This is a genomic window from Caballeronia mineralivorans PML1(12) (assembly GCF_001028175.1).
Lineage (GTDB): Bacteria > Pseudomonadota > Gammaproteobacteria > Burkholderiales > Burkholderiaceae > Caballeronia > Caballeronia mineralivorans.
This window is the reverse complement of the sequence record NZ_AEJF01000143.1, coordinates 16,933-41,156: the sequence shown is the minus strand read 5'-3', so window position 1 is coordinate 41,156 and position 24,224 is coordinate 16,933. Positions and strand designations below refer to the sequence as shown.

The window sequence follows — 24,224 nt, the reverse complement described above, 5'->3', positions numbered from 1 at the left end:
GTCAAGCAACGAGAGGTGCTCGACGCCTCATCTTGCCCGGCTTAGCGGACGCTGAGCACCTGGAGTCCGGCCTCCGCTGCCTGTGGACCCTTCGTGTGAACGATATAGAACCTCCTTAGCGACGGCACATAGACCGAGGTCTTGCCACCAAGCGTGTCGATATGTTGCTCGATGGCGTAGTGGCTCTGATCGACTTGTTTGACGACATCGAGGCCGCCTGCGCCGGTCACATAGAGGCGACGATGCATCGGGTCGAAAGTCATGTCGTCCGAGATGTTCACGATATCGAGCGACTGTATGACCGAGCCGTTGCTCGCGTCCATGACGAACAGCTTGCCGGGGTTGCGCGAGCCGATGAACAGGCGCCTGGTCTTCGGATCGAACGCCATCGCCGAATTAAGGCTTGGACCGGGAACATGCCAGATACTCGCCAACTTGCGGGTATTCAGATCGACAACACCAATTTCGTTTTTCTCGCGCATGTTCACGAACAGGCGATGGGTGGAATGGTCGATCACCATAGCCTTCAGCTGTCCCGCAGGAACATCGATTCTCCCGAGGACGGAATCGTCAGCAAGCGAAATCAAGCTGATATAGGCATTGCCCTCATGCGATTGCACGCCGCCATTACCGACATAGAAGATGCCGCTCTTCCGATCTGCAATGCCAGAATCTGGCTGCGGCTCGAGCGCAACGACCTTCTCGACATCGAAAGTTTTCGTATCGATAACCTTGACGTTCGCGTCGCCTGCATCGGCTATAAGCAGCTTCTTACCTTCCTTAGCTAATACTATTTTGTGTGGAACCTTCGCGACCGTCCTTACGCTTGCAAGATGCTGGCCGTCCGGCAATCTGAACACCTCAATGGATCCATATGTCTCGGCTGACACGTACAGACGGGAGTGAGGCAGATCGACTGCAAAGTGGTCGAAGTCGCCGCCGGTGACGGCTGGCAGCGGCGTGGTCGAAAGAACCGTCAGGGGGCCGGCGGATGATTCTGCTGCGAAAGATGTCGATGCAAAGCAGAGGCATGTAAGCGCAAGTAGATGGGCGGTGATCTGCATGATTCTCGTCAGGTGGGGAGCGGGATCGAAGAGATCACGCTAGCGTCCAGCCCCCGACCACACGATGACGAGCGGATTACTGTTTTGAAATGACGCCTCACGGGCAAGGGCGCTGGTCATCGACGCACTTCGCTATCGTCCGTAAGGTCCGTAAGTCGAGGCAATGCCGGGATACAACTCCAGGCATTCATGAATGCCGTTCATAACGGCTTGCGGTTTCCTGGTCTTTATCAATAGAAGAGACGTCCTTATCATTTCATCTCGACCGATGGCGTGTCACACGCAACCAGCTATGTCGAAGCGCTGGAGCTGCAGCTCGGGCCGGACGACGAAAAGCTTGTCGATAGCCTCGTTGCACCGGGGCACGCGTCAACGCCTGGTTATACCGATCCGGGATATCCGATCGAAGGACGACACGTCGCTTAAAAGGCTGGGCTTGAAAAGATTTCCTTGCGATAAACCGTGTTGAACGCCGGTCCGGTTAGTGCCTGTTCGCCCATTCGCGCACCGCTTCCACGAACAATCTCAGCGCGGCCGGCGGGTGCCGGTTGGCCGGGTAATAGAGGCACAGCCCGGGAAAGGAGGGACTCCACTCCGGAAGCAGGTGGACCAGCCGGCCCGACGCAAGATGCTCTGCAGCCTGATATTCCGGAACCCATGCGATGCCAATGCCCGCTAGCGCCGCCTCGACCATGAGACCGAGGTTGCCAAGCGTCATCGGCCCGTCGACGTCGATGCTGAAGGTTTTGCCGCGATGTTCGAGATCCCAGCGGTAAAGCGCGCCGCTTTCGAACCGGAAGCGGATGCAACGGTGCTGCGCCAGATCGTCCGGCGCTTTCGGTGGCTCATAGCGCGACAGATATTCCGGCGATGCCACCGCGGCGAACCGCATGTCAGGCCCGAAGCGGACGGCGATCATGTCGCGCGGCACGTCCTGAAGAACGCGTATGCCGGCGTCGAAACCATCGGCGACGATATCGACGAGCCGCGTGTCCACGACGAACTCTACGTGGATGTCGGGGTACGCAACGAGAAAGTCCGGAAGGACGTCGCGGACGATAGGCTTTGCCGCCGACTCCGATGCACTGATCCGGATCGACCCCGAGGGACGGTCGCGTGAGGACGCAGCTTCGTTTACGGCGTCCTCGAGGTCGGCGATGGCGGGCACGACTCGCCGCAGGAGCTTTTCTCCCGCGTCGGTCAACGCGACAGAACGGGTCGTCCGGTTGAACAGCCGTACGCCGAGACGCGCCTCCAGGCCTTTCATTGAATGGCTGAGCGCCGATGGCGAAACGCCCAGCGTGCGCGCGGCCGCGCGGAAGCTCCGCCCGTCAGCGATAGCGACAAAAGCAGTCAGTTCGGATAAGCCGGCGCGCAACATAGATGAATTCCTCTCAATAGCCCGTGCAAGTCTAGCTGGATTGTTGAGCGATATACAACAGCCTAAGCTTCGTGAATGGCGAACGCCGCCCCGCCCGATGACGGTAACGATTCGCGGGCGACATCAGAAAGGAGAAACATCATGCAAAAACGCAAATTGGGAAACAGCGGTCTTGAAGTGTCCGCTATCGGCCTTGGCTGCATGGGGTTGAGCTTCGGCTATGGCCCGGCCACTGAACGGTCCGCGGGCATCGCACTCATTCAGGCTGCTTTCGAGAAGGGCGTCACGTTCTTCGACACCGCCGAGTGTTATGGCCCGTTCGTCAACGAGGAACTCGTCGGCGAAGCGACGGCTCCATTTCGCGACCAGGTGGTGATCGCTACCAAGTTCGGCTTCCAGGACGGCGACTCAAAGAAGCCGCTCGACAGCCGGCCCGAGCGCATTCGCGCCGTCGCCGAGGCCTCGCTGAAACGCCTGAAGACCGACCGCATCGACCTCTTCTATCAACATCGTGTCGATCCGAACGTGCCGATCGAGGACGTGGCCGGCACCGTTAAAGATCTGATCCAGGAAGGCAAGGTCAAGCACTTCGGGTTGTCCGAAGCGGGGGCGCAGTCAATCCGTCGTGCGCACGCCGTGCAGCCGGTGGCGGCGCTTCAGAGCGAGTATTCGCTGTGGTGGCGCGAGCCGGAAGAGACGGTGCTGCCGACCCTGGAGGAACTGGGTATCGGGTTCGTGCCGTTCAGTCCCCTCGGCAAGGGCTTCCCGACTGGCGCTATCGACGAGAACACCGCGTTCGACAAGACTGACTTCCGCAGCATAGTGCCGCGCTTCTCCGAGGAAAACCGCAAGGCCAATGCGGTCCTGGTCGAGGTGCTTGGCCAGATCGCCGACGTCCGGGGCGCCGCGCGGGCGCAGATTGCGATCGCCTGGCTGCTCGCGCAGAAGCCGTGGATCGTGCCGATCCCGGGCACCACGAAACTGCACCGGCTGGAAGAGAACGTTGGCGCGGCAGCGGTCGAACTGTCTGCTGATGATTTGTCCGCCATTGAAGCGGCACTGCGGCAGATCACCGTGGTGGGCGATCGTTACCCCGCCCATCTGCAGCAGCGCGTCGATCGCTGACTCACCTGTTGTTGGAACCCGCTAGCGCCCGACTTCGTGGCGCCGGCGGGCTGTCGTGTTTTCGGAACAAGACTTCGAACCATGTCGTTGAATGATCAACCCTTTGCCGAGCCGGTCACCTCTCCTCGCGTTGCGACGGAAGGCGTGACCCCGGCCGCCGCCAGCGCCGCCGTCCGGCAAGCCGCGGCCGGGCACAGCCTGCGGATCCTCGCGATCCTGAGCGCCTTGATGGCCTTCGCGTCGATTTCGACAGACCTGTACGTGCCCGCTCTGCCCACGATGGCCGCAGCGCTACACGCCAACGCCGGGACCGTCGAGCTGACGATCTCGGGGTACCTGATCGGCTTCAGCCTGGGCCAGCTTCTGTGGGGCCCAATAGGCGATCGGCACGGCCGCCGCTTGCCGATCGCCATCGGGCTCGTCCTGTTCGTCGTGGGTTCGGCCGGCTGCGCTGTGTCGACGAGCGCAGGGATGCTGATCGGCTGGCGTGCGCTACAAGCCGTAGGTGCGTGCGCGAGCGTCGTCCTTGCCCGTGCGATGGTGCGCGATCTTTACACCGGCCACCGCGCGGCCCAGATGATGTCCACCCTGATGACGGTGATGGCCATCGCGCCGCTGCTGGGACCGAGCCTGGGCGGATTGATCCTCCATGTGGCGTCGTGGCGCGCCATTTTCTGGACCCTGGTGGGTGTCGGGCTGGCAACGCTAGCGGCGCTCTATGCGCTCCCTGAAACCTTGCCGCCGGAGCGCCGCAACCGGGTACCAATCCTCCGCGCGGTGGCGGGCTACGCCGAACTGCTCAGGCATCGTCGGGTGCTCGGCTACGCCGGCGCTGGCGGCTTCTTCTATGGCGGCCTCTATGCGTACATCGCGGGCACGCCGTTCGCCTACATCACTTACCACCATGTATCGCCGCAGCTGTACGGCGTGCTGTTTGGCGTGGGCATTGTCGGCATCATGCTCACGAACCAGTTCAATTCGAGGCTCGTGGTACGGCTCGGCTGCGATCGCCTGATGCGCGCGGGCACCCTCGGTGCGGCGGTCGCTGGCATCCTGCTTGCGCTCGATGCCAGGACGGGCTGGGGCGGGCTGATGGGACTGGTGATACCGCTCTTTCTGTTTGTCTCCGCGTCCGGGTTCATCGTCGCCAACTCGATTGCCGGTGCGCTTGGCAGCTTCCCTGAACGCGCGGGCTCCGTGTCGGCGCTGATAGGCGCGATCCAGTACGGCACCGGCATCACGGGCTCGGCGCTCGTCGGTATCTTCGCGGACGGCACTCCCTGGCCGATGAGTCGCGTCATCGCGCTGATGAGCATCGGCAGTCTGCTTTGCGCATTGCTTCTGCTGCCGGTTACCTTGGTGACACCCAAAGAAGCAACGCTGCCGACTCATTCGCGCGGGCGGTCGCTTTCGCGATCAGTCAGCCGCCGGAAGTCGATGTGAACGAGATCCCGTTCTGGCCCGCGCGTCAGGAGCTTTAACTGCGGCCGGCCGCCCACTCGGCGAGTTTTGCCACTGTGTTCATATTGCGGGCGGTTCCAGACTTGGCGGCCGGGATCTTAAGTTTCGAGTCCGCCATTCCATTTCCATAGTGCACATAGATCTCGCGCTTTCCGAGCGCGATTTCTTCCGTCTGTTGGCCGCTCACGCTGGCCAAGGTGTCAGCAGGCGGCGGCGCATCGAGGAATATTGCGACGGTTCGATTCGGTGCTGCGGACCGGAAAGGATTTCCCGCAAGAACCGCGGCCAGTTCTGCACCTGTGCGGATCAAAACGCCTACCGGCTTGCCGGCGTACGTCTCCAGACGACGCTCCAGCTTGGTCTTCACCGAAGTTTCAGACAGCTTGCTTTCGAAGACGACGTTGCCGCTCGCGATATACGTGCGTACCTCGGCAAAGCCGATGGACTCGCACATCGCCCGCAGCTCGGACATGGGGAGTTTGCCTGTGCCGCCGACGTTCACGGCTCGCAATAGAGCGACATATCTGGTCATCGGTGCATTCTATCGTCACATGCAAAAGCGCAATACCGAATGAGTTAATCTCCGGCGACCGTGAAATAAGTCACGCGCTTGATACTTCTGATACTTCTATTGGTACCCGCTCCCTCGAGCCGGTCAATCCCATTCCCGCGGTCAACTGTTCTGCGAAACGACAAGTCGAGGAGCCGCAAGAAAATCATCTCAGCAAGCGCATGGTCTCCTGGCACGTCTTGACAAATTGTTCGACGAGCGCCGATCTTTCGCCGTTGATCGCGACGCTGGCTACGACCGGAATCGCGATGGCCGGCGACAGCGGCACCACGCGAAGGCCTTGCGCGCGAGCTGAAAGCGCCGCTGCTTCGTCGACGATCGTGATCAGCTTCGAGCGCGCCGCCAGTGCAACCAGCGAGTGATACGACTGGGCGGTGATGGTGACATCGACCGTCACCGAGAGCTCCTCCAGGCGCTTGGCCAGCAGCCTTCCCAGCGGGTCGGCAGGATCCGGTCCAATGATCTCGCGGCCCTCCAGCGCATTGAGTTCGATGGACTGCGCGTCCTGCAGCACGGAGGGATGTCCCACGCAGACAAGCCGGCTGGCAGCGAGTTCGATCTCCTTGATGGCGGGGTGGGACACACTGTGGTACAGAATGCCGACGTCAGCTTCCATGAGCGCGATGCTGGCAACGGCGGTCGCCGAGTAATCCGAGCGAATCGACAATTTCACGTCCGGATGCTTCGCCTGGAAAACCAGCGCCGCATCCGCCACCACGGTCTGAGCCAGCGCGGGCGCGGCAAGCACGCGTATAGACGAATCGTCAGTGCCGCCGCGGAGGTTTTCCGCGAGCCGCTGAACGGCCTGAAGCTGTTCATCGAGCCGAAGTATCTCAGGGAACAGCAACTGCGCCTCTTTCGTCGGAATCAGCTTGCCCCGAACCCGGTCGAAGAGCGGATAACCTAGCTGACGCTCCGCGCTTTGCAGAATTTGCGTGATCGCAGGCTGCGTCAGGGACAACAGCGCCGCAGCAGCCTTAAGTGTCCCGGTGACGCGGATAGCGTTCACGACTTCTATATGCCTGAGCCGCATCGAGTGGTGGTCCGTTGGATTCAGCTTTCCGGTCGGCCCGGGCGAGCAGCTCCCCGGTTTACTCAAGCGTTCGTCAACACGCTCGCGCTCGCCGCGACGGGTGACGCCCGCTTGCGAAAGTACAGGATGCACACCAGCGCAAGCACCGCGGTGACCATGACGTAATAAGCGGGGACGAATTTACTGCCGGTCGCGTTAGCGATCCACGTACAGATCATCAGCGACAATCCGCCGAACACCGCGAAGGTCATATTGTGAACGATCGCGATGCTCGTGGTACGCGTTTCATGCGGAAAGAGTTCGGCTATAAACGCGGGCATCGCGCCCTGAAACACCATCACGCATGCTGTCAGCGCGGTAACGCAGGACACGTACGTCCCGACTGTCGGCGATGCGACCATCAGATGGAATGCAGGGATGGTCAAGATCACCGTCAGCAACGTACCCGTCGTGATCAGCGGAAGACGCCCCACTCTATCCGACAGCGCGCCGAATACTGGCGGCAAGACGATTTGCGCGACGGAATATCCGATGGCGCCCCACATCGAATCCTCGGCGCTCATGCCGAGCGTTTTCTGCGCATAGAGCGGGATGAAAACGCCGAGCAGATAATTCGTCGACGCCGCGAGCGAGTACAAGCCAATTGCCGCCGCGATGCGTGTCTTCGCGGTCGCTAAGGTATTGCGAATCGGATTACGTTCATGACTGGACGCCTTGAATTCAGGCGTCTCGTCGACGCGCCGGCGAACCCAGTAACCGAATGGCACAATCGCCAGCCCGATCAGAAACGGTACGCGCCAGCCCCATGACAGCAAGGTATCGGGTGTCATCAGCTTGTTCGTGCCAAGTCCCACGATGCTCGCCAGACCCGTCGCGAGACCGATCCCAACCACCTGGTAGCTCGCGAAATAACCCTTCATGCGCGCGGGCGCGTGTTCGGTCACGAAGGACACCGTCGAACCGAATTCACCGCCCGCCGAGAAGCCCTGCAACACCTTGCCCAAGACCAGAATAAGCGTGCCAATGACGCCAAACGTGGCGTAGGTCGGCGCGCATGCGATGACCAGCGTGCCCGCTCCCATCAGCCAGATCGTGAGCATCATGCCAGCCTTGCGGCCATGCTTGTCGCTATAGGCGCCGATCACCATCGCGCCCAATGGCCGGATGAAATAGCTGACGCCAAAGGTCGCTGCGGCAGCGAGCATCGACGTGTATGCGTCGCCGGTCGGAAAGAACGCCTTCGCAATAACGATGGCTAGAAAGCCGTAGACGAACAGGTCATAGAACTCGAGCATGTTGCCGACCAGCGCCGACGCCAGGATGCGTCGGAACTTGCTGCGCTGCTCGGGAGTTAGAGCGTTATCGGTGGACATGGACGTTACCTTTGCCGATGAGGGAAGCGTCGGCGAACGCCGTGTTACGGCGAGCGCACTGACGATCTTTTAGGGAGAAGCGACGCTTAAGCGCCAGCCAGCGCATTCAGGTAATCGAACGCAGTGAGCGCGAAGATTTCACCCAGCGCGCGCAGTTCATCGACATGAACGTATTCGTCCGCCGCGCCCATGTTGTAAGAAGTCAGGCCGCATACGACCGTCGGCACACCATGCTGGCGATAAAGCCGTGCATCGGACGCACCCACTCGCATGTTGACCACCGGCTCGGTGCCGAGCTTCGCTGCGCAATTGCGTTTGAGCGTGCGGATGACCTCGTGATCCGGGTCGGTCCAGCTCGGTTCGTATCGGCGAACGATTTCAAGGGATACGCCCGGATGATGAGCGACGATCTCCGTGATCCGCGCTTCCATCTGCGCGACTGACACGCCGACAGGAAGCCGGATGTCGGCCGTTGCACTCGCGTGATCAGCAATCAGGTTCGATAACCGGCCGCCGCTGACGGTGCCGAACGTGACGGTGGGGCTGCGAAGAACATCGCTCTCGCCAACGCCTGAAATAGCCTCGGACGCAGCAGCAGACCGCGCGATCGCGGCAAGCACTTGCCGAGGAGCGGCGACCGGAAAGTCGCGTACGCTTTTAAGCTCCTGGATAGCGTCCAATAGTTTTTCGATAGCGCTGTCGCCCTTGTGCACGTGCGCTGCATGAGCCGACTTGCCGGTTGCATCGAGGCGTAGCCAGATCATGCCCTTTTCGCCGAATCGAAGGACATGAGGCGAGCCGGTGTCGGCGCTGATCATCGCGTCGCCCGCTGCATGTGGGACATGACCCAGAAGGTATCCGCTGCCTTCGGTACCCATGCTTTCTTCGTCGCCGGCAAACGTGGCGACGACCTCGCCCGCGAACGAATCGCGTATTCTGGCGAGATGGCGCAATGCAAAAATGATGGCGGCCAGACCGCCTTTCATATCCGACACCCCTAGTCCGAACAACTTCCCGTCGCGCGCTTCGCCGTTGAAATCAGCAGACCATTGTTTTGCGTTGACGAGCGGGAAGGTGTCGAGGTGTCCGTTGAAAACGAGGCGGCGACCAGGCGCCGCCCCGCGAACGCGGACCACGAGATTCATCACGTGCGGGAGCGTGCCATATCGTTCGACGCTGACGTTGCAGCCTTTGAACATCGCCTCGATCGCGTCGGCTACTGCATGGGTGTCTCCCGGCGGATAGACGCTGGGAACAGCCACCAGGGCGCGTGCGAGCGCGACGATCTCGTGACTGGATTGTGCGACGGCTCCCGTGAGGGCCCTGCGCGTTTGAGCGATTTCAGCATCGCCCGCAATTGCCTCATCGGCTAGCATGTCCGACCTCCCACTGGTTGAATGCGCGTGGCTTCACCTGATGTGAAACAACAAGCATTGACCCGATAGTCGGTAGCCGAATTAGCCCGGTCCAATCAGCCAAAATGGGTTGGGTATAAGTAAAACTTAAGCGGCGGGATGGCTCGGCCACGGAGAGGTTTGACCCTCCCCGGAAAGATCAGGACGCCGTTACAATGCGGATTGTCTCCAAGGAAGCAGGCTGGCCAGCACTGAGAGGATCTATGTTCGATAACATGTTCCAAATAGTGACTGGACCGGATGGGCGTCATTTTTATGTCCACACCGACAGCTACGTCGTGGCGGTTTTTCTCGTTGTTGCGTTGTTCCTGGCGATCCTGTTGTGCAGCGCGATCTGCTATTACATCACCCGCTTCATCTTGTTGAAGATCGTTGGCCGGCTCGCACGTGGCGAACAGCACAAGTGGCTGCGCGCCGCCGAGCGCCGCAAGGTTTTTGATCGCCTGGCGCCGCTGGTGCCCGCGATCATTGTCTATCTGTCCGCGCCGCTGCTAACAGGAGTGTCGTTTCCGGTCATTTCCGCGCTGGGTCCTCCAGTCGAGACGCTGTCCGCATGTTTCATGGTGCTGACCATTCTCCGGGCTGCATTCGCGTTCCTGAGCAGCATTGAAGACCGCTATAGTCACTTCCCCTTCGCGAGCCAGAGACCGATAAAAAGCTTCCTCCAGATAGCCACCATCGTCTTGTACGTGCTTGCCCTGATTGCTGCCATCTCCCTGCTGCTGCGTCGCTCGCCCGCTAATTTCCTCACCGGCGTAAGCGCCATGACGGCGCTGCTGATCATCATCTTCCGCGATTCGCTGCTGGGTTTCGTCGCCAGCATTCAACTGGCTGCGTACGACATGTTGCGCGTCGGCGACTGGATCGAGGTGCCTGGATTCGTGGCCGACGGCACGGTCATCGATATCTCGCTCAACACCATCAAGGTACGCAATTTCGATAATTCCATCGTCATGCTGCCGAGCTATGTGTTGCTGACTAACAGCGTCAAGAACTGGCGCGGCATGGTCGAATCCGGTGGACGGCGGGTCAAGCATGCGATTCATGTGGACATAGATAGCATCAGGTTCTGCGACGACGAGCTGCTCGCCAATCTGAAGGCGAGCACGAAGTTTCGAGTGCAGTTCAGCATGCCGGACAATGGGCGTGATCTCACCAATTTCGGCATGTTTCGCGTGTATCTGATGGCGTATTTTCGCCAGTACCCGGCGATTCGCAACGACATGCCGCTGGTGGTTCGCCAGTTGCAATCCAGTCATCAAGGTTTGCCGCTCGAGATTTTCTTGTTTATCAACGAGACAAGCTGGGAATCGTACGAACAAATCCAGTCGGACATGTTCGACCACGTCTACGGCATCTTGCCGCTATTTGAATTGCGCGTCTGGCAGAAGCGCTAGCGGCAATGCCGTCATCCCGCCAGTCCCTCGACAATGCATACGACGACCGTAAAAGCGCCAATACAAGCTGCCAGGGTGGCTGCTGCCTTAGCAAAAGGTGTCATGCCGGCCTCCAGATCCGTAATAGGGAAGCGCATTTTATATTAAAATGAAAGTAAAAAGAAAGAATTGTAGGCTATGAAAGATTAGTAAAAACGCGGATGCAGAATGCCACGGCTTCCTGGGAGCCGGCCGGGAAATTTATCCTTAAGTATCCTGACTACCTATCGATCGGAACAAGCCTGGCCTGCGTAGCACCGGCGCAATGCCTTGCGGCAAGATTCGCGTCAGGCTTTCGAATGACGCGAGCGATTCACGTCAAATCCACGTCCCGCTTGCCTATCTTATTTTTAGGCGTTATCTTGGCGGGGTTCTAATCGCTAGCGCGGGAGAGACTGTCACGGAACACGGTGACGGCGCCGACGGAGCAACCGCCCCGGAAACTCTCAGGCCCAAGGACCGCGCAGCAGGAACATCTGGAGAGCGGCGCTTTAATGCGCCCACCGACGGGGATGTCGTGCGCGCAACGCCACGACTGAAACTCTCAGGTACACGGACAGATGGGGCATAGACGCCGGAAATCCCGGCGATGCCCAACTTTCATCTGGATCTTGTCATGTCACGAATCGCCATCATTGGCGCCGGTATCACCGGCGTCACGACCGCTTACGCCCTCGCCGAACGCGGGCACGAGATCACTGTTTTCGAGCGTCACCGATACGCGGCGATGGAAACCTCGTTTGCGAACGGCGGCCAGCTTTCCGCCAGCAACGCCGAGGTCTGGAACAGCATGGCCACCGTGCTCAAGGGCCTGCGCTGGATGTTCACGCGTGACGCACCGCTGCTGCTGAACCCCGCGCCCACTTGGCACAAGTATTCGTGGATGGGCGAGTTCCTGCGCCAGATCCCCAACTACCGGGCCAACACCATCGAGACGGTGCGCCTTGCAATCGCCGCACGCGAGCATCTGTTCCGGATCGCCGAGCGCGAAGGGATCGACTTCGATCTCGAGCAGCGCGGCATCTTGCATATGTACCAGCAGAAGAAGGACTTCGATACCGCCGCAAAAGTGAACCAGCTTTTGCAAGCGGGCGGCCTCGATCGGCGCGCAGTCACAAGCGACGAAATGCGCGCGATCGAACCCACGTTGCGAGGCGATTTCCACGGTGGTTTTTTCACTCCGTCCGATTCAACCGGCGACATCCACAAGTTCACGCGCGGTCTCGCCGAGGCCTGCGAGCGCCGCGGCGTGCGCTTTCATTACGACACGCAAATTACCGGCATCGAGCAGCGCGACGACGGCCCGTTCGCCGTGCGCGTGCTGCATGGCGGCATCGCGGGTGACGCGGAACAGCATGGGTTCGACCGCATTGTCGTGTGTGCGGGGGTGGCAAGCCGCGCGATAGCGTCAATGCTCGGCGACCACGTGAACATCTACCCGGTGAAAGGTTATTCGATCACCGTTTGCCTGGACGACGCCGCGAGCCGCGAGGGTGCGCCGTGGGTGAGCCTGCTCGACGACAGTGCGAAGATCGTGACCAGCCGGCTTGGCGCCGACCGTTTTCGCGTAGCGGGTACGGCTGAAATCAACGGCTTCAATCGCGATATTCGCTCGGACCGGATCGCGCCGCTGGTCGACTGGACGCGCCGCTATTTCTCGGACGTCGCGACGTCGCGCGTCATTCCGTGGGCGGGCTTGCGGCCGATGCTGCCAAGCATGTTGCCGAAGGTCGGGAGTGGCAAGCGTCGTGGAGTGTTCTACAACACGGGACACGGGCACCTGGGGTGGACGCTCTCGGCCGCGACAGCGCACAGCATTGCCGAGCGAATGTAGGTTCGTCTAACGGTCGTGTGCGCCGCCTCAGGCCAGCTTAGCCGCGCTCGTTCGTAGTGGACGTTCGACCGGCATGTCGAGAACGAGGCGGCCGAATTCCTGCGCCGCCAGCGTTGGTTCGCCCTTGCCCCAGAGCAGCCTGAATTCTGCTTCGGGCAGGGGCGGCAAACCATATTGCCCGTCGATCACCGCGATGCCCGGTTCCAGATCGTCGCGCGTCAATGGCGTGATCGCGAGCCCTGCTATCACGGCCGCGCGGATGCCCGACTGACTCGACGATGTAAAGGCCACATGCCAGTCGACCGGCAGGTCATCGAGCGCTTCGAGCGCTACGCGCCGATTCACACAAGGTGCCGGAAAAAACGCGAGCGGCAGCGACGCCCCCTCGCGTGCTTCGAACGAGTCCGCCGCTGCCCAGACGAACCGCGTTCGCCTCAGCACAATGCCCTCCTCGTCGCGATCAGTTTCCGGGCGTACGCCCAGCACCACGGCAAGATCGAGTTCGTGCGCGGCGACCATCGCCCGCGAGTCGAGACTCATGCCCACGCTCACGTCCAGCCGCACATTCGGAAATGCCCGCGAGAATTGCGTCAGCAGCACGGGAAGCCGCTCGCCCATGAAAATATCCGGTGCGCCGAAACGCACGACACCGGAAGCCGGAGAGGAGTGAAAACGCTGGGTGACAGCTTCCATTGCGTTCAGGATCTGCATGGCGTAACGCAGGAAATCCTCGCCGTCTTCGGTGAGGGTCAGGCTGCGCGTGGTGCGGTATAAAAGCGGCCGGCCCACCTCTTCTTCGAGCCGCCGTATCTGGTGACTGATCGCGGATTGCGTCAGGTTCAGGCGCCGCGCCGCCCTTGTAAAACCACCGGCTTCCGTGACGGCTACAAACGCGCGCAGGAGTGCAAGGTCAAGGTTCATGGTCGGGATCAATGATGACGGGTCTTAATCAATGATAGTAAATTAAATCATTTCCATCATGATAAAAGGTCGCCGAGAATGAATCCCATGACTTCTTCCGGCAGGCCCCCATGGACGCTTCTCCTCGTGCCTCTCCTCCTGTCTCGCCCCGCGTTTCACATCAACTGGCCATCACGCTGCTGCTGACTGCCGTGATCGCCGCGACCTACGGGTTCGGCGTGTATTTGTTTCCTGTCGTTCTGCCGCAGATGAAGCATGACATTGGCTTCGACTACGCCCAGGCCGGATACATCACGGCTGCGCGGCAACTGGCCAACGTCGCGATGGCGCTGTTATCCGGGCTCGCCGCCGCGCGTTTCGGGGCAGCAAGGGTCGTACTCGCGGCGACCGCGCTGTCCGCCGTCGACCTCGCGGGCCTCGCATTCATCGACAAGACCTGGATGATGGGCACCGCCCTCGTCACGCTCAATGCCTGCGCTGCCGCGACCTGGGTTCCGATGATGGCGCTGATCGCACCGTTGATCGACGAGCGGCATCAGGCGAAAGCAATCGGCGTCATTGGCAGCGGCACTAACTATGGCGTCTTGCTGAACGGGTTGATGGTGCCGGCGTTGCTGGCGTCGTGGGGCTGGCGCTCTGTCTGGCTCGTGAGCGCGGTGCTGACTGCGGTGTTGAGCGGCGTGATCGTCCTCGTGTTTGCACGGCTTAGCCGCTCTTCTCGGACCTTGTCGCCACGCGCCGCGCCGCCGAATCCTGCTGCGCGGCCGCGCGAGCGTTCAGGGTCAGGGCTGCGACGAATGCTCGCGCGGCAATACCTGCTGGTGTATGCCATCGCGCTGTTGTGCGGTTTTGCGGGTGTCCCGTTCATCACCTACTTCTCGGCTTATTCGCACGACGACCTGCATCTGGGTCTCGATGTAACCGCACACGCGTGGGCGCTCGTGGGGCTGGTCGGTGTGGTGAGCGGATTGGTGCTCGGCATGATCGGCGATATGCGCGGCACTCCTGATCGAAACGGGTACACGCAACGTGACGGCATGCGCACTGCACTCGTCAGTGCGGGCGTCATGTTGTTGTGCGCCTCACTGATCGCCGCATCGCGTCCGGGCGGTTACGCGCTGATGGTCGCGGCGGTCGCACTGGGCTTTTCGTTCTTTCCGATCTTCGGCCTGCTGCATGCATATGTCGGCAAGACGAGCGAGCCGACGCTCGCCGCCATGGCGTGCGGAATCTGCGAAGCGGCGTTTGGCGTGGGCGGGGCGTTGGGAAACGTGGTGGGTGGATTGTGCAAAACCGCATTCGGTTCGTTCCAACCGGTTTATGGGCTGGCAGCGGCAGCCTCCGTCATCCTCGTCGGATTAACGTTCCTTGTGCCGAATACGCGGCGTGCTTCCGCGGTTTGCCAAAGCAGCCTCGTTGATGTGCGCTGACTGTTACATCGGCAGATGCAGGTGAAATCAGCGCCAACGATTCAGAGACGCGACAACTGCGCACGATGAAGCGCGGCCAGTTCCTCAAGCGTATCGAAGCTTATATCCGGAACGGCTCCTTTAGCGTCTTCGGCGCGAGACCCGAGGCTTCGGCCCGGGCGCTTGATCCACGCGCAGTGCATGCCCAGGTCGTTCGCCGGAATGACATCGGCACGCAAGCTCTGCGTGACATGGAGGATCTGGTCACGCGCTATGCCCCGCTCTGCAAAACGGTCGAATGCCGCGTGGAAATGATGGTGATCGGGCTTGTACGCTGCAACACTTTCCGCCGTGACAACAACGTCCGCAACCAAGTTTAGTTTCCGTGTTGAAAACGAAAGCGAATTGTTGTCGATGTTGCTCAAGAGCCCGATCTCGACGTGCGACTGCAGGTAAGCCAACGCTTCTTTGGCATCGGGAAACGCCGGCCACAACATGACTGCGTTCGCAAATAACTCCCGTTCCGCATGGTTCACCGCAACGTCGTAGCGGTCGCAGAATTCGTCGTACGCACGACGTAACACATCCGGATAAAGCAACGCAGGCCGCAACTGTTGAAGCCGCGCCCGGGCACGGTCGAACTCGGCCAATAGCTCGTCACGGGAACGGTCGATGTTGTATTGGTCGGCAACACTCTGGAACATCGAAATGATCGAGGGTTCCCAGTCGATCAAGGTACCGTACACGTCAAACGTCAAGGCTTTGAATTTGGTCAGATCCAATGGCATGCATCGCTCCAGGTAACAATACGGTTCAGCCGCGCTCTTCGAACGCGCGACGCAACGACAATGCAATGCCTTGCGCGGCCCGCTTCACGTCGTCGAGTGCAGGAAAGGTTGGCGCGACACGCAGATGCCGATCGCGCGGATCGACGCCATGCGGAAAAGCAGCGCCCGCTGGCGTCATTGCGATACCGGCGTCAGCGGCCAATGCGGCGGTGCGCTTGGCGAGTCCATCGGGGCTATAGAGGCTGATGAAATAACCCCCTTGCGGCGCAGTCCATGACACCCCTGGTAGATCCGAAAGAATCTCGCTGAAGGTCGTCGTCATTGCGTCGAACTTGGGTCGCAACAGCGCGCGGTGCCGCTCCATCAGCCCCTCCAATGTCTGGCGCTCGCGCAACAAGCGCACGTGGCGGAGTTGGTTAAGCTTGTCCGGTCCGACGGTCCGTATGGACGAGTAACGCTGCCACCAGTCGACGTTGCGCCGCGACGATGCGACGAACGCCAACGCCGCCCCGGCCACCGTGATCTTGGACAGCGACGCGAAGACCAGCGCACGATCCGCATGACCTACCGCTGCGCAAGCCTCGATCATGTTCAACGTGGTGTGCTTCTGCTCCGTCAGGTGATGGAACCGATACGCGTCGTCCCAGAACAGGCGAAAGTCCAAGGCGGCGGTTTGCATCGAAGCGAGACGGCGGATCGTATCCGCCGAGTAGATCTCGCCAGTCGGATTGCTGTATAGCGGCATACACCACATGCCTTTGATCGCCGGATCGGCGGCTACCTGCGCCTCGACAAAATCCATATCAGGGCCATTGCCAGTCAGCGGCACCGGGATCATGCGCACGCCAAGCGCTGCACAGATCGCGAAATGCCGGTCGTATCCCGGGACAGGACAGAGAAATGCGACATCGCTCTGGTTGCGCCACGGTTCGCCGTCGGGCATACCGTGGAGGATGCCGAACGCCATGGCGTCATGCATCAGCTCGAGGCTGGAGTTGCCGGCGGCCACCACCTGTTCCGGTACAACCCCAAGCAGATCTGCGCCGAACTCACGCGCCTCCGGCAGACCCAGCGGGTAGCCGTAATTACGGCAATCGATACCATCGCGCGACATGAACTCGCCCGCTCGCAAGCAATTGACCAGCGCATCCGACGACAGGTCGAGTTGTGCCGGCGACGGTTTCCCGCGAGTCATATCGATTGCGAGTCCGAGCTTCCTGAAGTCATCGTAGGTCATCGACATCTTTTCTTTTCCGGCGATTGGCGTTGAGGGACGCCCAGTATGCAAGTCCCGATGAATTCAGAAAAGCGAGTTATATTGAACACTTCGTTCAGAATTTCTGATGCCAATGAAAACCTTCGATCTGGATGCGCTCTCCATGTTCGTAGCGGTCGCCGACACAGGCAGCTTCCTGCGCGGCGCCGCTCTCGTGCATCGTTCGCAATCTGCTGTGAGCATGCAGATCAAGTCGCTGGAGGGGTCTTTAGGAAAGCCCTTGTTTTCGCGCAAGCCACGCAACATCACCCTGACGCAAGACGGCCATGTGCTGCTCGCCTATGCACGGCGCATGCTGGCCCTGCGCGACGAAGCCTGGGCATCGATCGTTCGTCCGGATGTGAAGGGACGGGTGACGATCGGGGTTCCGGACGACTACGCGTCTTCGCTGCTGCCCTCGGTGTTGAGAAAATTTTCGGCGAGTTATCCGAAGGTTGAGATCCAGGTCATCGGCATGCCGAGCAACGCGCTGGCGCCGCTCATCAAGGAAGGCAAGATCGACCTGGCATGTATGACGAGAATGAAGGGATTGAGCGGTGACTTTATCCGGCTCGAACCGATGGTGTGGGCCGGTAACGCGGTCGGCAATGAAGTCTGGAAGGAGCGTCCCCTGCCAATTGCCGTCTTTGCGCCCGGTAGCGTCGCGCGGGCCAAGGCGATCCACGCACTCGAGCGTGCAAAGATCAGCTATCGCACGTCTTATGAAAGCCCTAGCGTGCTGGGCCTGTTCAGCATGGTCGAAGCGGGGCTTGCGATTACAGCGCTGGGCCGATGCAGCATCCCCGAACGATTCGTCCAGCTAGGCAGTGCCGACGGATTGCCGCCGTTACCGGACCTGGAGATTGTGCTCGCGCGTAGTGCGGGATCGAATCGGCCGCCGTGTGATTTCTTGGCGGAGCAGATCCTGACTGACTTGCGGATTTGAGCGGGGTGGGCAGGTGGGTTTCGTTCGCGCTCGACCAATTACGCACGTACCGCTATCGATCTCAACCGCCCCCTGCTCGCAAACTCTTCAAAACCTTCAATGGACAACGGCCGGCAAAAGTAGAAACCTTGATAGGCATGACAGCCTGCGCTGGCCAGAAAGTCGCGTTGCGCTTCAGTCTCCACGCCCTCGGCGATCACCCCTAAACCGAGGCTCTGCGCAAGCGCCACGATAGTCCTCGCAATCGCGGCATCATTCGGATCGACAAGCACGTCGCGCACGAACGACTGATCGATTTTCAACTGATCCAAAGGCAGGCGCTTCAAGTACGAAAGCGACGAATAGCCGATACCGAAATCGTCCAGCGAAAAGACCACGCCCCGTGCTTTGAGCGCGACCATCTTCTCAATGATGTCCTGCACATTGTCGACCAGCACGCTCTCTGTGAGTTCCAGCTTGAGCCGGTTCGGGTTGGCGCCTGTTCGACTGATCACCGTCAGCACCTTGTCCACGAAATCAGGTTCGCGGAATTGCGGCGCACTGACGTTGACTGCAATCGTGAGATGGGCCATGTCCGGCCGGATCGCCCATAACGCCAGTTGAGCACACGCATTTTCCAGCACCCAGTTTCCCAACGCGAGTATCAGCCCGGTCTCTTCAGCCAGATGAATGAAATCGGCAGGCGGAACGAGACCGCGCTGGGGATGCTGCCAACGCACCAGTGCTTCGGCGCCCATGACCCGGTCGCCGTCGATCACCTGCGCCTGGTAGTGAAGCAGGAACTGATTGCCCTCGATAGCCTTGCGCAGCCCCGCCTCCAGCTCAGCTCGTTCCACCACGACGGTCTGCATGGCCGGGTCGAAGAAACACAGCGCGTTGCGCCCCAGTTCCTTCGACTTGTACATGGCGAGGTCGGCCTGCTTCAGGAGCTCGTCGATGGGCGTCTGATATCCCCTGAACACGGTGGCGCCAATACTTGCGGTGCTGCGGTAGTCGATCTCGTCGAGCTGATACAACCTGCCAAGCACCGCGAGGATTTTTTCACCCACGGCTTCAGTCTGGCTGGCAGCCTCTTGCCAGGTGTCGTGCAAGCTTCCCAGCACCACCACGAATTCGTCGCCGCCCACCCGCGCCACGGTGTCGCCATCGCGTACGCTGGCCGCGAGACGCTGGGCCACTTGTTGCAGCAGCAAGTCGCCTTTGTCGTGGCCCAGCGTGTCGTTCAAAGTCTTGAAGTGATCCAGGTCGATGAACAGCAACGCTCCGCACGCACCCGTTCGAGCGCTGACCGTGATGGCCTGCGTCAGCCGATCCAGCAGCAAGGTGCGGTTGGGCAAACGGGTCAGGGCATCGAAGAAGGCCAGTTCCTTGATTCGCTCCTCCGCGATCTTGCGTTCGGTGATGTCGTGGTGCGTGCCCACATAGTGGCTAACGATCCCGCCCTCTCCCGTGACCGCCGAGATCGTGAGCCATTTCGGATAGACCTCGCCATTCTTGCGGCGCCCCCATATCTCGCCCTGCCAGCCACCCATGCGGTGGATCGTTTCCCACATCTCGGTGAAGAAAGCCTCGTCGTGATGGTGCGAGCGGAGCAGTCTCGGAGTCTGGCCCACCGCTTCTTCAGCCGTATAGCCGGTGCATTCGGTGAACGCCGAATTAACCCGCAGGATGGTGTTGCTGGCGTCGGTGACCATCATAGCTTCGAGCGAATCGAAGGCGACCGCGGCAATACGCAGTTCAGCCTCGACTTGCTTGCGATCGGTAATGTCGCGCCCGCTGGTCCGAAAGCCTGTGAACACGCCTCTCGCATCAGTGATCGGAACCCAGGAAACGGACAGCCAGACCAGCGAGCCGTCCTTGCGGACACAGCGGAATTCGAGGTCGTCGCCGCGAAAGCCCTGAAGGCCCTTTAGGAACTCAGGGGCAACACGAAGCATGTCTTCGGGGTGAATCAGCGTGCCGGCGAAGTCGGGCATGGCCATGCATTCCTCGACGGTATATCCGGTGTAGTGCTCGACCGATGGATTGATCCAGCGTGGCTTGCCGTCCGGTCCCCACCAGACTTCCCAGTTGACCGTGCAGTCGGCAATGGCGCGGAATTTTTCCTCGCTCTCGCGTAATTCGCGGGTCATCGTGGAAGCCAGCCGCATGGCGCGGCCGCGGCCGGTCACCATCAACCAGGCAAGGAGCGCCAGCAGCAGGCTCAGGCCCGTACCGGTGACGGCGATCAGCATCTCGGCGTTACGGCCGAAGCGGCCCTTGAAGTCGTCCTGGGTGCTCATCGAGAGCGTCCAGTTGTGCCCGGCGACAACCAGGTACTCAACGGCCGAAATGGCCGGCGGCAGGTGCTGCCCGCCTGTGTCGGGGGAGCGGTACAGCAATGCCGCCTCGGATGGTTCGACGCCGTCGTAAATTGCTAAAGCAAGGCCCGGCAGCGGATCGCCGTAAAGGCTGGCGATGACGTCGTGCATACGGAACGAGGCATAGACCCAACCGGCCAGATGCGCACGGCGCTCGGCGACGCTGTCGTGCGGTTGGCCCCGGGCGTAGATCGGCAGGTACATGATGAAAGCGGGTTTCACATCCGGCTCGGTATCCACGCCCAGGCGGACCTTCCCGGACACCGCCACCATGCCGGAATCGCGCGCCTTCTCCATCGCGAGCCGCCGCACTGGGTCAGCCCAGGGGTCCACGCCAAGCGGGATCCGATTGCCGCCAATAGGCGGTTCGCGCTGGACGATCGGGGCGTAGTTTTCACGCGAGCCATTCGGCCGGATCGTGTAGCCGGCGAAACCCAGCTGATGCATCGCGGCGACATGGGCATCCTTGCGCTTCGCCGGCACCCATTCGATAACCCCGATCGCCTGGATGCCGGAGAAGTTGGCATCGAGATTGAGCGCGCCAACGTAGTCGCGAAAGTTGTCGCGGTCCATCACGCCGGTGGCAGCGAACAGGCCCTGTACGCCGCGCAGCATCTGCTCGTAGGTCGACATGCGCTGTTCGACGCGACTGACCACGTCGCCCAGTGAAAAATTGAACTGAGAGAGCAATTCGTTGCGGGAGGCTTGCCGTTCGTGATCCCAGACTATCCAGGTGACGCCGAGTGCGGCGGACAAGATCAGCAAGGGCAGCAAGACCAGGCGCGCCCAGGTCACGGGGGTGCCTGGAAATCGACCATGGATTTAGCCAGGTCGGGTTTGAAGTACTTCTCGAAAATGCGGAGGACGGTTCCATCCGCGCGCATCTCGTTCACCAGCGCACGCCACTTATCCTGCTCGGCCGGCGACAGCGCTTTCTTCGACATGATCAGGCCATGCGGGATGGCGGGATCGTTGAACTCGATGATGGTGGTGACATCGCGAATCTTCTTTTCATCGAGCGCCGGGTAATCGAACGGCTCCATGATCATGCCCTGGATGCGGTGGTGGATCAGCGCCTCATACAGCGGCGCCAGGCCGCCCGCCTGGCTGACGCGGTTTTCAGCCGAGAGCGTGTCGACCAGCCGGTTCGCGGAGTCGCTATAGCGGAAGCTGCGGATCACGCCCAGTTGAAACTGGTCACTGCGCTCGAAATCGGCCAGCTGACGCATGCCCGCGTCCTTGCGCACCAGCAAATAGTATTTGTTGCTGAAATACCATGCGAAGGAGGCGAAGCGGTTGCGGTCGGCGTTGGCAATACCGGACAAGCTGAAATCAAGCGCGCCTGACTCGATCAGTTGCCAGATGCGAGCGCGCGACATAAGGCTGACACCAATTTTGCAGCCGCTTCGACGGATCAGTTCGTCGGCGAAATCCTTGTCGATGCCTGTGTCGGTATCGGCGGAATAGAGCAGGCCGTGATCGTGCAGCGCGAGCGTAAAGGGGCGTGAGCAGTCGGGACCCGCGGCGACCGCGCGGCCCAGAAATGACATCACCAGTAGCAAGCCGCCCAGAGTGTGTCGGATCACAGCGTCGCCGTGGTGGTGGAAGTGACTAAAATACAGCCCTCTTTTTATTAACACCGGGCTCGAGGGCATGTTTAGTCATTTTTGCCCTTCGACGACGGGTTATGCAGGGAGACTTTTTGTAACGCACCTAATTGCGTGCCCGATCTGCCGCTCGGAAAAACGGCAGCAAATCCCATATACAGGCAGTTCCGACAGCTTGTTGGTTTAGTAAAAAATGATAAGGCCCGTGAATTAATGGTACCGGACGTGTATTAAAACTGCAACTGAGACCAAACGTTTGCAAGTCGTTTGCAAGTCGTGACGTCGCATATCATTTCATATGCGACCGGCGGCGCGTGGCCCTGAATGCCGGCTTTATAGCCCGCAATTGCCTGACAGCGAGCTATGGCGGACGTAGGCGCGCTTATGCCCACTGTACTTGGCGCAGGTGACAGACCCGTGTGGCTGGCGACGCGCCGACACATTCTATTTCGCGCCTCTCTACCCTCTGATTAAACGCGTGGCCATCATAACGGCAAAGGGCGCTGCTCATAGTGGGAATGCCGTTTACCCTCGAAATGGAATTAAGCGTCGACTCACATCGGTATATCCGCCTAATGACGTTCGACATTTGATTCTGAAGGAATTTGGCCGATTAGAGCGCCGACGCAGATGTGCGCCCTTGCATGCGCAGCGCCTGTTCTTTGCAGCGAATTTCGATGAAAAGCAATGCAATTGCGATAACAAAAGTCGCAATTGCATAAGACGCGCGGCCCCCACGCGTGGGTGGAAGTGATCGCGCGCTGTGTCGGCGTCAGGGCGTTAATTGCCGATTTTCAGCAGCTCGACTTCGAACGTCAGTGTGCTGTTCGGCGGAATCGGACCTACGCCGCGGTCGCCGTATGCCGTCGCCGGTGGGCACACGAGCTTGGCCTTGCCGCCAACCTTCATCTTCTGGAGGCCTTGCGTCCAGCACGGGACGACCTGGCCGAGCGGGAATGATGCGGGCGTACCGCGCTTGTACGAAGAGTCGAATTCAGTGCCGTTCGCGAGCGTGCCGCGATAGTTGACGGTCACGGTATCTGCCGCAGTAGGCTGCGGCCCGGTACCTTCCTTGATTTGCGTCACGGTGACGCCGGAAGGAAGCGTTTCTGTCGCTCCCGTAGCGGCGTAAGCAGATGACGAAGCGATAAAAGCAAAAGTGAGCAGCAGCGAAATTTTTTTCATAAAGCGTCCAGAGCGTCCCGAAAGTGGGGTGTTGTTAGCAAAATGCGATGTCAACGAAGCCAAGCGCCGAACACATTAGCACGGACGCGCGACGGTATGGCAGACCCTTACTTCGAGGCGGCCTGATGCAGCCGGGCCTTGATGAAATCGATGAACAACCGGGTTCTCGCCGGCAACAGGCGAGTATCTGTAATCGCATGTACCGGGACAGGCGCCAGACTCCAGTCTGGCAGGACCCGCCGCAGCCGGCCCGATGCCACCTCGTCGCGCGTGAGCTCCGTATCGAGCACCGCGATGCAGACACCCAGGATCGCCAACGCGCGACTCAGCCCGACGCTATTCATCCTGAAGCGGGACGCAATCATTACATCGACCGCTTCGTTGCCCCGATAAAAGGTCCTCTGAATCTCCTCCTGGTTCGTCGCCCCTTGCACGATGCACACCACGTGATGAATCAGGTCATCGGGATGATTCAACGGCGGCGCAGCCTTGAGATAACCGGGCGAGGCATAGAGATAACGCGGCAACAGCCCGATCTGGCGCGCGACGAGCGTTGAGGGCGCTGTCGGCGGTGGACCGATGCGAATGGCGAGGTCGAACGGCTCGCTCTGCAAATCCACGCGGCGCGGCGTCAGGTCGAATTCGAAACTGATCAACGGATAAGCCTGGGCGAACTCACTCAGGATCGGCGCGAAATAGCCGATAGCGAGATCGACCGCCATCGACACGCGCAGCGTGCCGATGGGACGCTCCACCACATCGACCAGCGATTCGTGCGCCATACGCGCTTCCTCGACAATGCTCTGGCAACGCTTGAAATACACCTCGCCCGCAGCGGTGAGTTCGACCTTGCGTGTCGAGCGATGAAGCAGCTGCAGGCCGATCGTCTTTTCCAGCTCCGCTATATGGCGGGACAGCGTCGAATTGGGCATATCGAGCGCTTCCGCCGCGCGCCTGAAGCTTTTGGTTCGAGCCACCTCCACGAACAAACGCATATAGCTCAACAGTTCCACGATGATTGCTCCATTGGTGGATCACTGTTTTCAAGTATAGCTATTAA

General features: G+C 60.3%; 19 protein-coding genes, 1 pseudogene and 1 riboswitch. Of the genes and pseudogenes, 7 read left to right on the top strand and 13 right to left on the bottom strand.

Going from position 1 to position 24,224, the window contains the following annotated elements; translation table 11 throughout:
• Window positions 1-41 precede the first annotated feature (41 nt).
• Window positions 42-1,064 carry a YncE family protein gene (locus EOS_RS23495; RefSeq protein ID WP_047849115.1) on the bottom strand — a complete coding sequence of 341 codons (1,023 nt, stop codon included), beginning with the start codon at window positions 1,062-1,064 and terminating at the stop codon, window positions 42-44.
• Between the two features lie 276 nt (window positions 1,065-1,340).
• On the opposite strand from EOS_RS23495, the pseudogene EOS_RS46400 reads away from it, so the two are divergent.
• Window positions 1,341-1,490, top strand: a pseudogene (locus EOS_RS46400) (aldo/keto reductase); the annotation flags it as partial.
• Between the two features lie 55 nt (window positions 1,491-1,545).
• Here EOS_RS46400 and EOS_RS23490 read toward each other — a convergent pair.
• Window positions 1,546-2,445 (bottom strand): LysR family transcriptional regulator, encoded by a 900-nt coding sequence (locus EOS_RS23490; RefSeq protein WP_047849114.1) that lies wholly within the window; start codon window positions 2,443-2,445, stop codon window positions 1,546-1,548.
• A 141-nt stretch (window positions 2,446-2,586) separates the two neighbouring features.
• Here EOS_RS23490 and EOS_RS23485 point away from each other — a divergent pair, with 141 nt between their 5' ends.
• Window positions 2,587-3,570, top strand: coding sequence for an aldo/keto reductase (locus tag EOS_RS23485; protein WP_047849113.1), 984 nt, complete (start codon window positions 2,587-2,589; stop codon window positions 3,568-3,570).
• A gap of 204 nt (window positions 3,571-3,774) precedes the next feature.
• Window positions 3,775-5,013 carry a multidrug effflux MFS transporter gene (locus EOS_RS23480; protein WP_268760353.1) on the top strand — a complete coding sequence of 413 codons (1,239 nt, stop codon included), beginning with the start codon at window positions 3,775-3,777 and terminating at the stop codon, window positions 5,011-5,013.
• Window positions 5,014-5,047: 34 nt separating this feature from the next.
• Here the strand turns inward: EOS_RS23480 and EOS_RS23475 are convergent, their stop codons facing one another.
• From EOS_RS23475 to EOS_RS23460, 4 genes are all read right to left on the bottom strand, one after another.
• Window positions 5,048-5,563: a DUF1697 domain-containing protein gene (locus EOS_RS23475; RefSeq protein ID WP_047849112.1), complete on the bottom strand. Its 516-nt coding sequence runs from the start codon at window positions 5,561-5,563 to the stop codon at window positions 5,048-5,050.
• Window positions 5,564-5,747: 184 nt separating this feature from the next.
• Window positions 5,748-6,635 carry a LysR substrate-binding domain-containing protein gene (locus tag EOS_RS23470; protein WP_047849111.1) on the bottom strand — a complete coding sequence of 296 codons (888 nt, stop codon included), beginning with the start codon at window positions 6,633-6,635 and terminating at the stop codon, window positions 5,748-5,750.
• A 62-nt stretch (window positions 6,636-6,697) separates the two neighbouring features.
• Window positions 6,698-8,008, bottom strand: a complete 1,311-nt coding sequence (locus EOS_RS23465) for an MFS transporter (RefSeq protein ID WP_047849110.1) — start codon at window positions 8,006-8,008, stop codon at window positions 6,698-6,700.
• Window positions 8,009-8,094: 86 nt separating this feature from the next.
• The gene (locus EOS_RS23460) at window positions 8,095-9,384 is read right to left on the bottom strand and encodes a M20/M25/M40 family metallo-hydrolase (protein WP_047849109.1); all 1,290 of its coding nucleotides are present in this window, start codon (window positions 9,382-9,384) and stop codon (window positions 8,095-8,097) included.
• A 242-nt stretch (window positions 9,385-9,626) separates the two neighbouring features.
• Here EOS_RS23460 and EOS_RS23455 point away from each other — a divergent pair, with 242 nt between their 5' ends.
• Together EOS_RS23455 and EOS_RS23450 are read left to right on the top strand one after the other, a co-directional pair.
• The gene (locus EOS_RS23455; protein ID WP_047849108.1) at window positions 9,627-10,820 is read left to right on the top strand and encodes a mechanosensitive ion channel family protein; all 1,194 of its coding nucleotides are present in this window, start codon (window positions 9,627-9,629) and stop codon (window positions 10,818-10,820) included.
• A 415-nt stretch (window positions 10,821-11,235) separates the two neighbouring features.
• Window positions 11,236-11,331, top strand: a riboswitch (glycine riboswitch).
• A gap of 144 nt (window positions 11,332-11,475) precedes the next feature.
• The gene (locus EOS_RS23450; RefSeq protein WP_047849291.1) at window positions 11,476-12,693 is read left to right on the top strand and encodes a D-amino acid dehydrogenase; all 1,218 of its coding nucleotides are present in this window, start codon (window positions 11,476-11,478) and stop codon (window positions 12,691-12,693) included.
• 27 nt (window positions 12,694-12,720) lie between these two features.
• Here EOS_RS23450 and EOS_RS23445 read toward each other — a convergent pair whose 3' ends face one another.
• A complete protein-coding gene (locus tag EOS_RS23445) occupies window positions 12,721-13,614 on the bottom strand; it encodes a LysR substrate-binding domain-containing protein (RefSeq protein WP_047849107.1) in 894 nt (297 codons plus the stop codon).
• A 110-nt stretch (window positions 13,615-13,724) separates the two neighbouring features.
• Here EOS_RS23445 and EOS_RS23440 point away from each other — a divergent pair, with 110 nt between their 5' ends.
• Window positions 13,725-15,044, top strand: coding sequence for an MFS transporter (locus EOS_RS23440; RefSeq protein ID WP_047849106.1), 1,320 nt, complete (start codon window positions 13,725-13,727; stop codon window positions 15,042-15,044).
• A 41-nt stretch (window positions 15,045-15,085) separates the two neighbouring features.
• On the opposite strand, the gene EOS_RS23435 is transcribed toward EOS_RS23440, so the two are convergent.
• The gene (locus EOS_RS23435) at window positions 15,086-15,811 is read right to left on the bottom strand and encodes an HAD-IA family hydrolase (RefSeq protein WP_047849105.1); all 726 of its coding nucleotides are present in this window, start codon (window positions 15,809-15,811) and stop codon (window positions 15,086-15,088) included.
• 25 nt (window positions 15,812-15,836) lie between these two features.
• A complete protein-coding gene (locus EOS_RS23430) occupies window positions 15,837-17,054 on the bottom strand; it encodes an aminotransferase class I/II-fold pyridoxal phosphate-dependent enzyme (RefSeq protein ID WP_047849104.1) in 1,218 nt (405 codons plus the stop codon).
• A gap of 106 nt (window positions 17,055-17,160) precedes the next feature.
• Between EOS_RS23430 and EOS_RS23425 the strand changes: the two genes are divergently transcribed.
• Complete coding sequence (locus EOS_RS23425) at window positions 17,161-18,012, top strand: LysR substrate-binding domain-containing protein (RefSeq protein WP_047849103.1); 852 nt, start codon at window positions 17,161-17,163, stop codon at window positions 18,010-18,012.
• A 38-nt stretch (window positions 18,013-18,050) separates the two neighbouring features.
• On the opposite strand, the gene EOS_RS23420 is transcribed toward EOS_RS23425, so the two are convergent.
• The 4 genes from EOS_RS23420 to EOS_RS23405 form a co-directional block, all read right to left on the bottom strand.
• Window positions 18,051-21,167, bottom strand: coding sequence for a bifunctional diguanylate cyclase/phosphodiesterase (locus tag EOS_RS23420; RefSeq protein ID WP_047849102.1), 3,117 nt, complete (start codon window positions 21,165-21,167; stop codon window positions 18,051-18,053).
• Entirely contained in the window at window positions 21,164-21,922 is a 759-nt protein-coding gene (locus EOS_RS23415) for a substrate-binding periplasmic protein (protein ID WP_407639180.1), read from the bottom strand. Before EOS_RS23415 ends, EOS_RS23420 begins: the two co-directional genes overlap by 4 nt.
• Window positions 21,923-22,759: 837 nt before the next feature.
• Window positions 22,760-23,164: an FKBP-type peptidyl-prolyl cis-trans isomerase gene (locus EOS_RS23410; protein ID WP_047849100.1), complete on the bottom strand. Its 405-nt coding sequence runs from the start codon at window positions 23,162-23,164 to the stop codon at window positions 22,760-22,762.
• 107 nt (window positions 23,165-23,271) lie between these two features.
• Window positions 23,272-24,177: a LysR family transcriptional regulator gene (locus EOS_RS23405; protein WP_047849099.1), complete on the bottom strand. Its 906-nt coding sequence runs from the start codon at window positions 24,175-24,177 to the stop codon at window positions 23,272-23,274.
• Window positions 24,178-24,224: the final 47 nt, after the last annotated feature.

What these genes read in the sequence shown, in the direction of transcription:
- EOS_RS23490 (WP_047849114.1), bottom strand. Translation starts at nt 2,445, where the DNA reads ATGTTGCGCGCCGGCTTATCCGAACTGACTGCTTTTGTCGCTATCGCT.
- EOS_RS23415 (WP_407639180.1), bottom strand. Translation starts at nt 21,922, where the DNA reads ATGTCATTTCTGGGCCGCGCGGTCGCCGCGGGTCCCGACTGCTCACGC.
- EOS_RS23425 (WP_047849103.1), top strand. Translation starts at nt 17,161, where the DNA reads ATGAAAACCTTCGATCTGGATGCGCTCTCCATGTTCGTAGCGGTCGCC.
- EOS_RS23460 (WP_047849109.1), bottom strand. Translation starts at nt 9,384, where the DNA reads ATGCTAGCCGATGAGGCAATTGCGGGCGATGCTGAAATCGCTCAAACG.
- EOS_RS23485 (WP_047849113.1), top strand. Translation starts at nt 2,587, where the DNA reads ATGCAAAAACGCAAATTGGGAAACAGCGGTCTTGAAGTGTCCGCTATC.
- EOS_RS23445 (WP_047849107.1), bottom strand. Translation starts at nt 13,614, where the DNA reads ATGAACCTTGACCTTGCACTCCTGCGCGCGTTTGTAGCCGTCACGGAA.
- EOS_RS23410 (WP_047849100.1), bottom strand. Translation starts at nt 23,164, where the DNA reads ATGAAAAAAATTTCGCTGCTGCTCACTTTTGCTTTTATCGCTTCGTCA.
- EOS_RS23430 (WP_047849104.1), bottom strand. Translation starts at nt 17,054, where the DNA reads ATGTCGATGACCTACGATGACTTCAGGAAGCTCGGACTCGCAATCGAT.
- EOS_RS23475 (WP_047849112.1), bottom strand. Translation starts at nt 5,563, where the DNA reads ATGACCAGATATGTCGCTCTATTGCGAGCCGTGAACGTCGGCGGCACA.
- EOS_RS23495 (WP_047849115.1), bottom strand. Translation starts at nt 1,064, where the DNA reads ATGCAGATCACCGCCCATCTACTTGCGCTTACATGCCTCTGCTTTGCA.
- EOS_RS23450 (WP_047849291.1), top strand. Translation starts at nt 11,476, where the DNA reads ATGTCACGAATCGCCATCATTGGCGCCGGTATCACCGGCGTCACGACC.
- EOS_RS23470 (WP_047849111.1), bottom strand. Translation starts at nt 6,635, where the DNA reads ATGCGGCTCAGGCATATAGAAGTCGTGAACGCTATCCGCGTCACCGGG.
- EOS_RS23435 (WP_047849105.1), bottom strand. Translation starts at nt 15,811, where the DNA reads ATGCCATTGGATCTGACCAAATTCAAAGCCTTGACGTTTGACGTGTAC.
- EOS_RS23440 (WP_047849106.1), top strand. Translation starts at nt 13,725, where the DNA reads ATGGACGCTTCTCCTCGTGCCTCTCCTCCTGTCTCGCCCCGCGTTTCA.
- EOS_RS23465 (WP_047849110.1), bottom strand. Translation starts at nt 8,008, where the DNA reads ATGTCCACCGATAACGCTCTAACTCCCGAGCAGCGCAGCAAGTTCCGA.
- EOS_RS23455 (WP_047849108.1), top strand. Translation starts at nt 9,627, where the DNA reads ATGTTCGATAACATGTTCCAAATAGTGACTGGACCGGATGGGCGTCAT.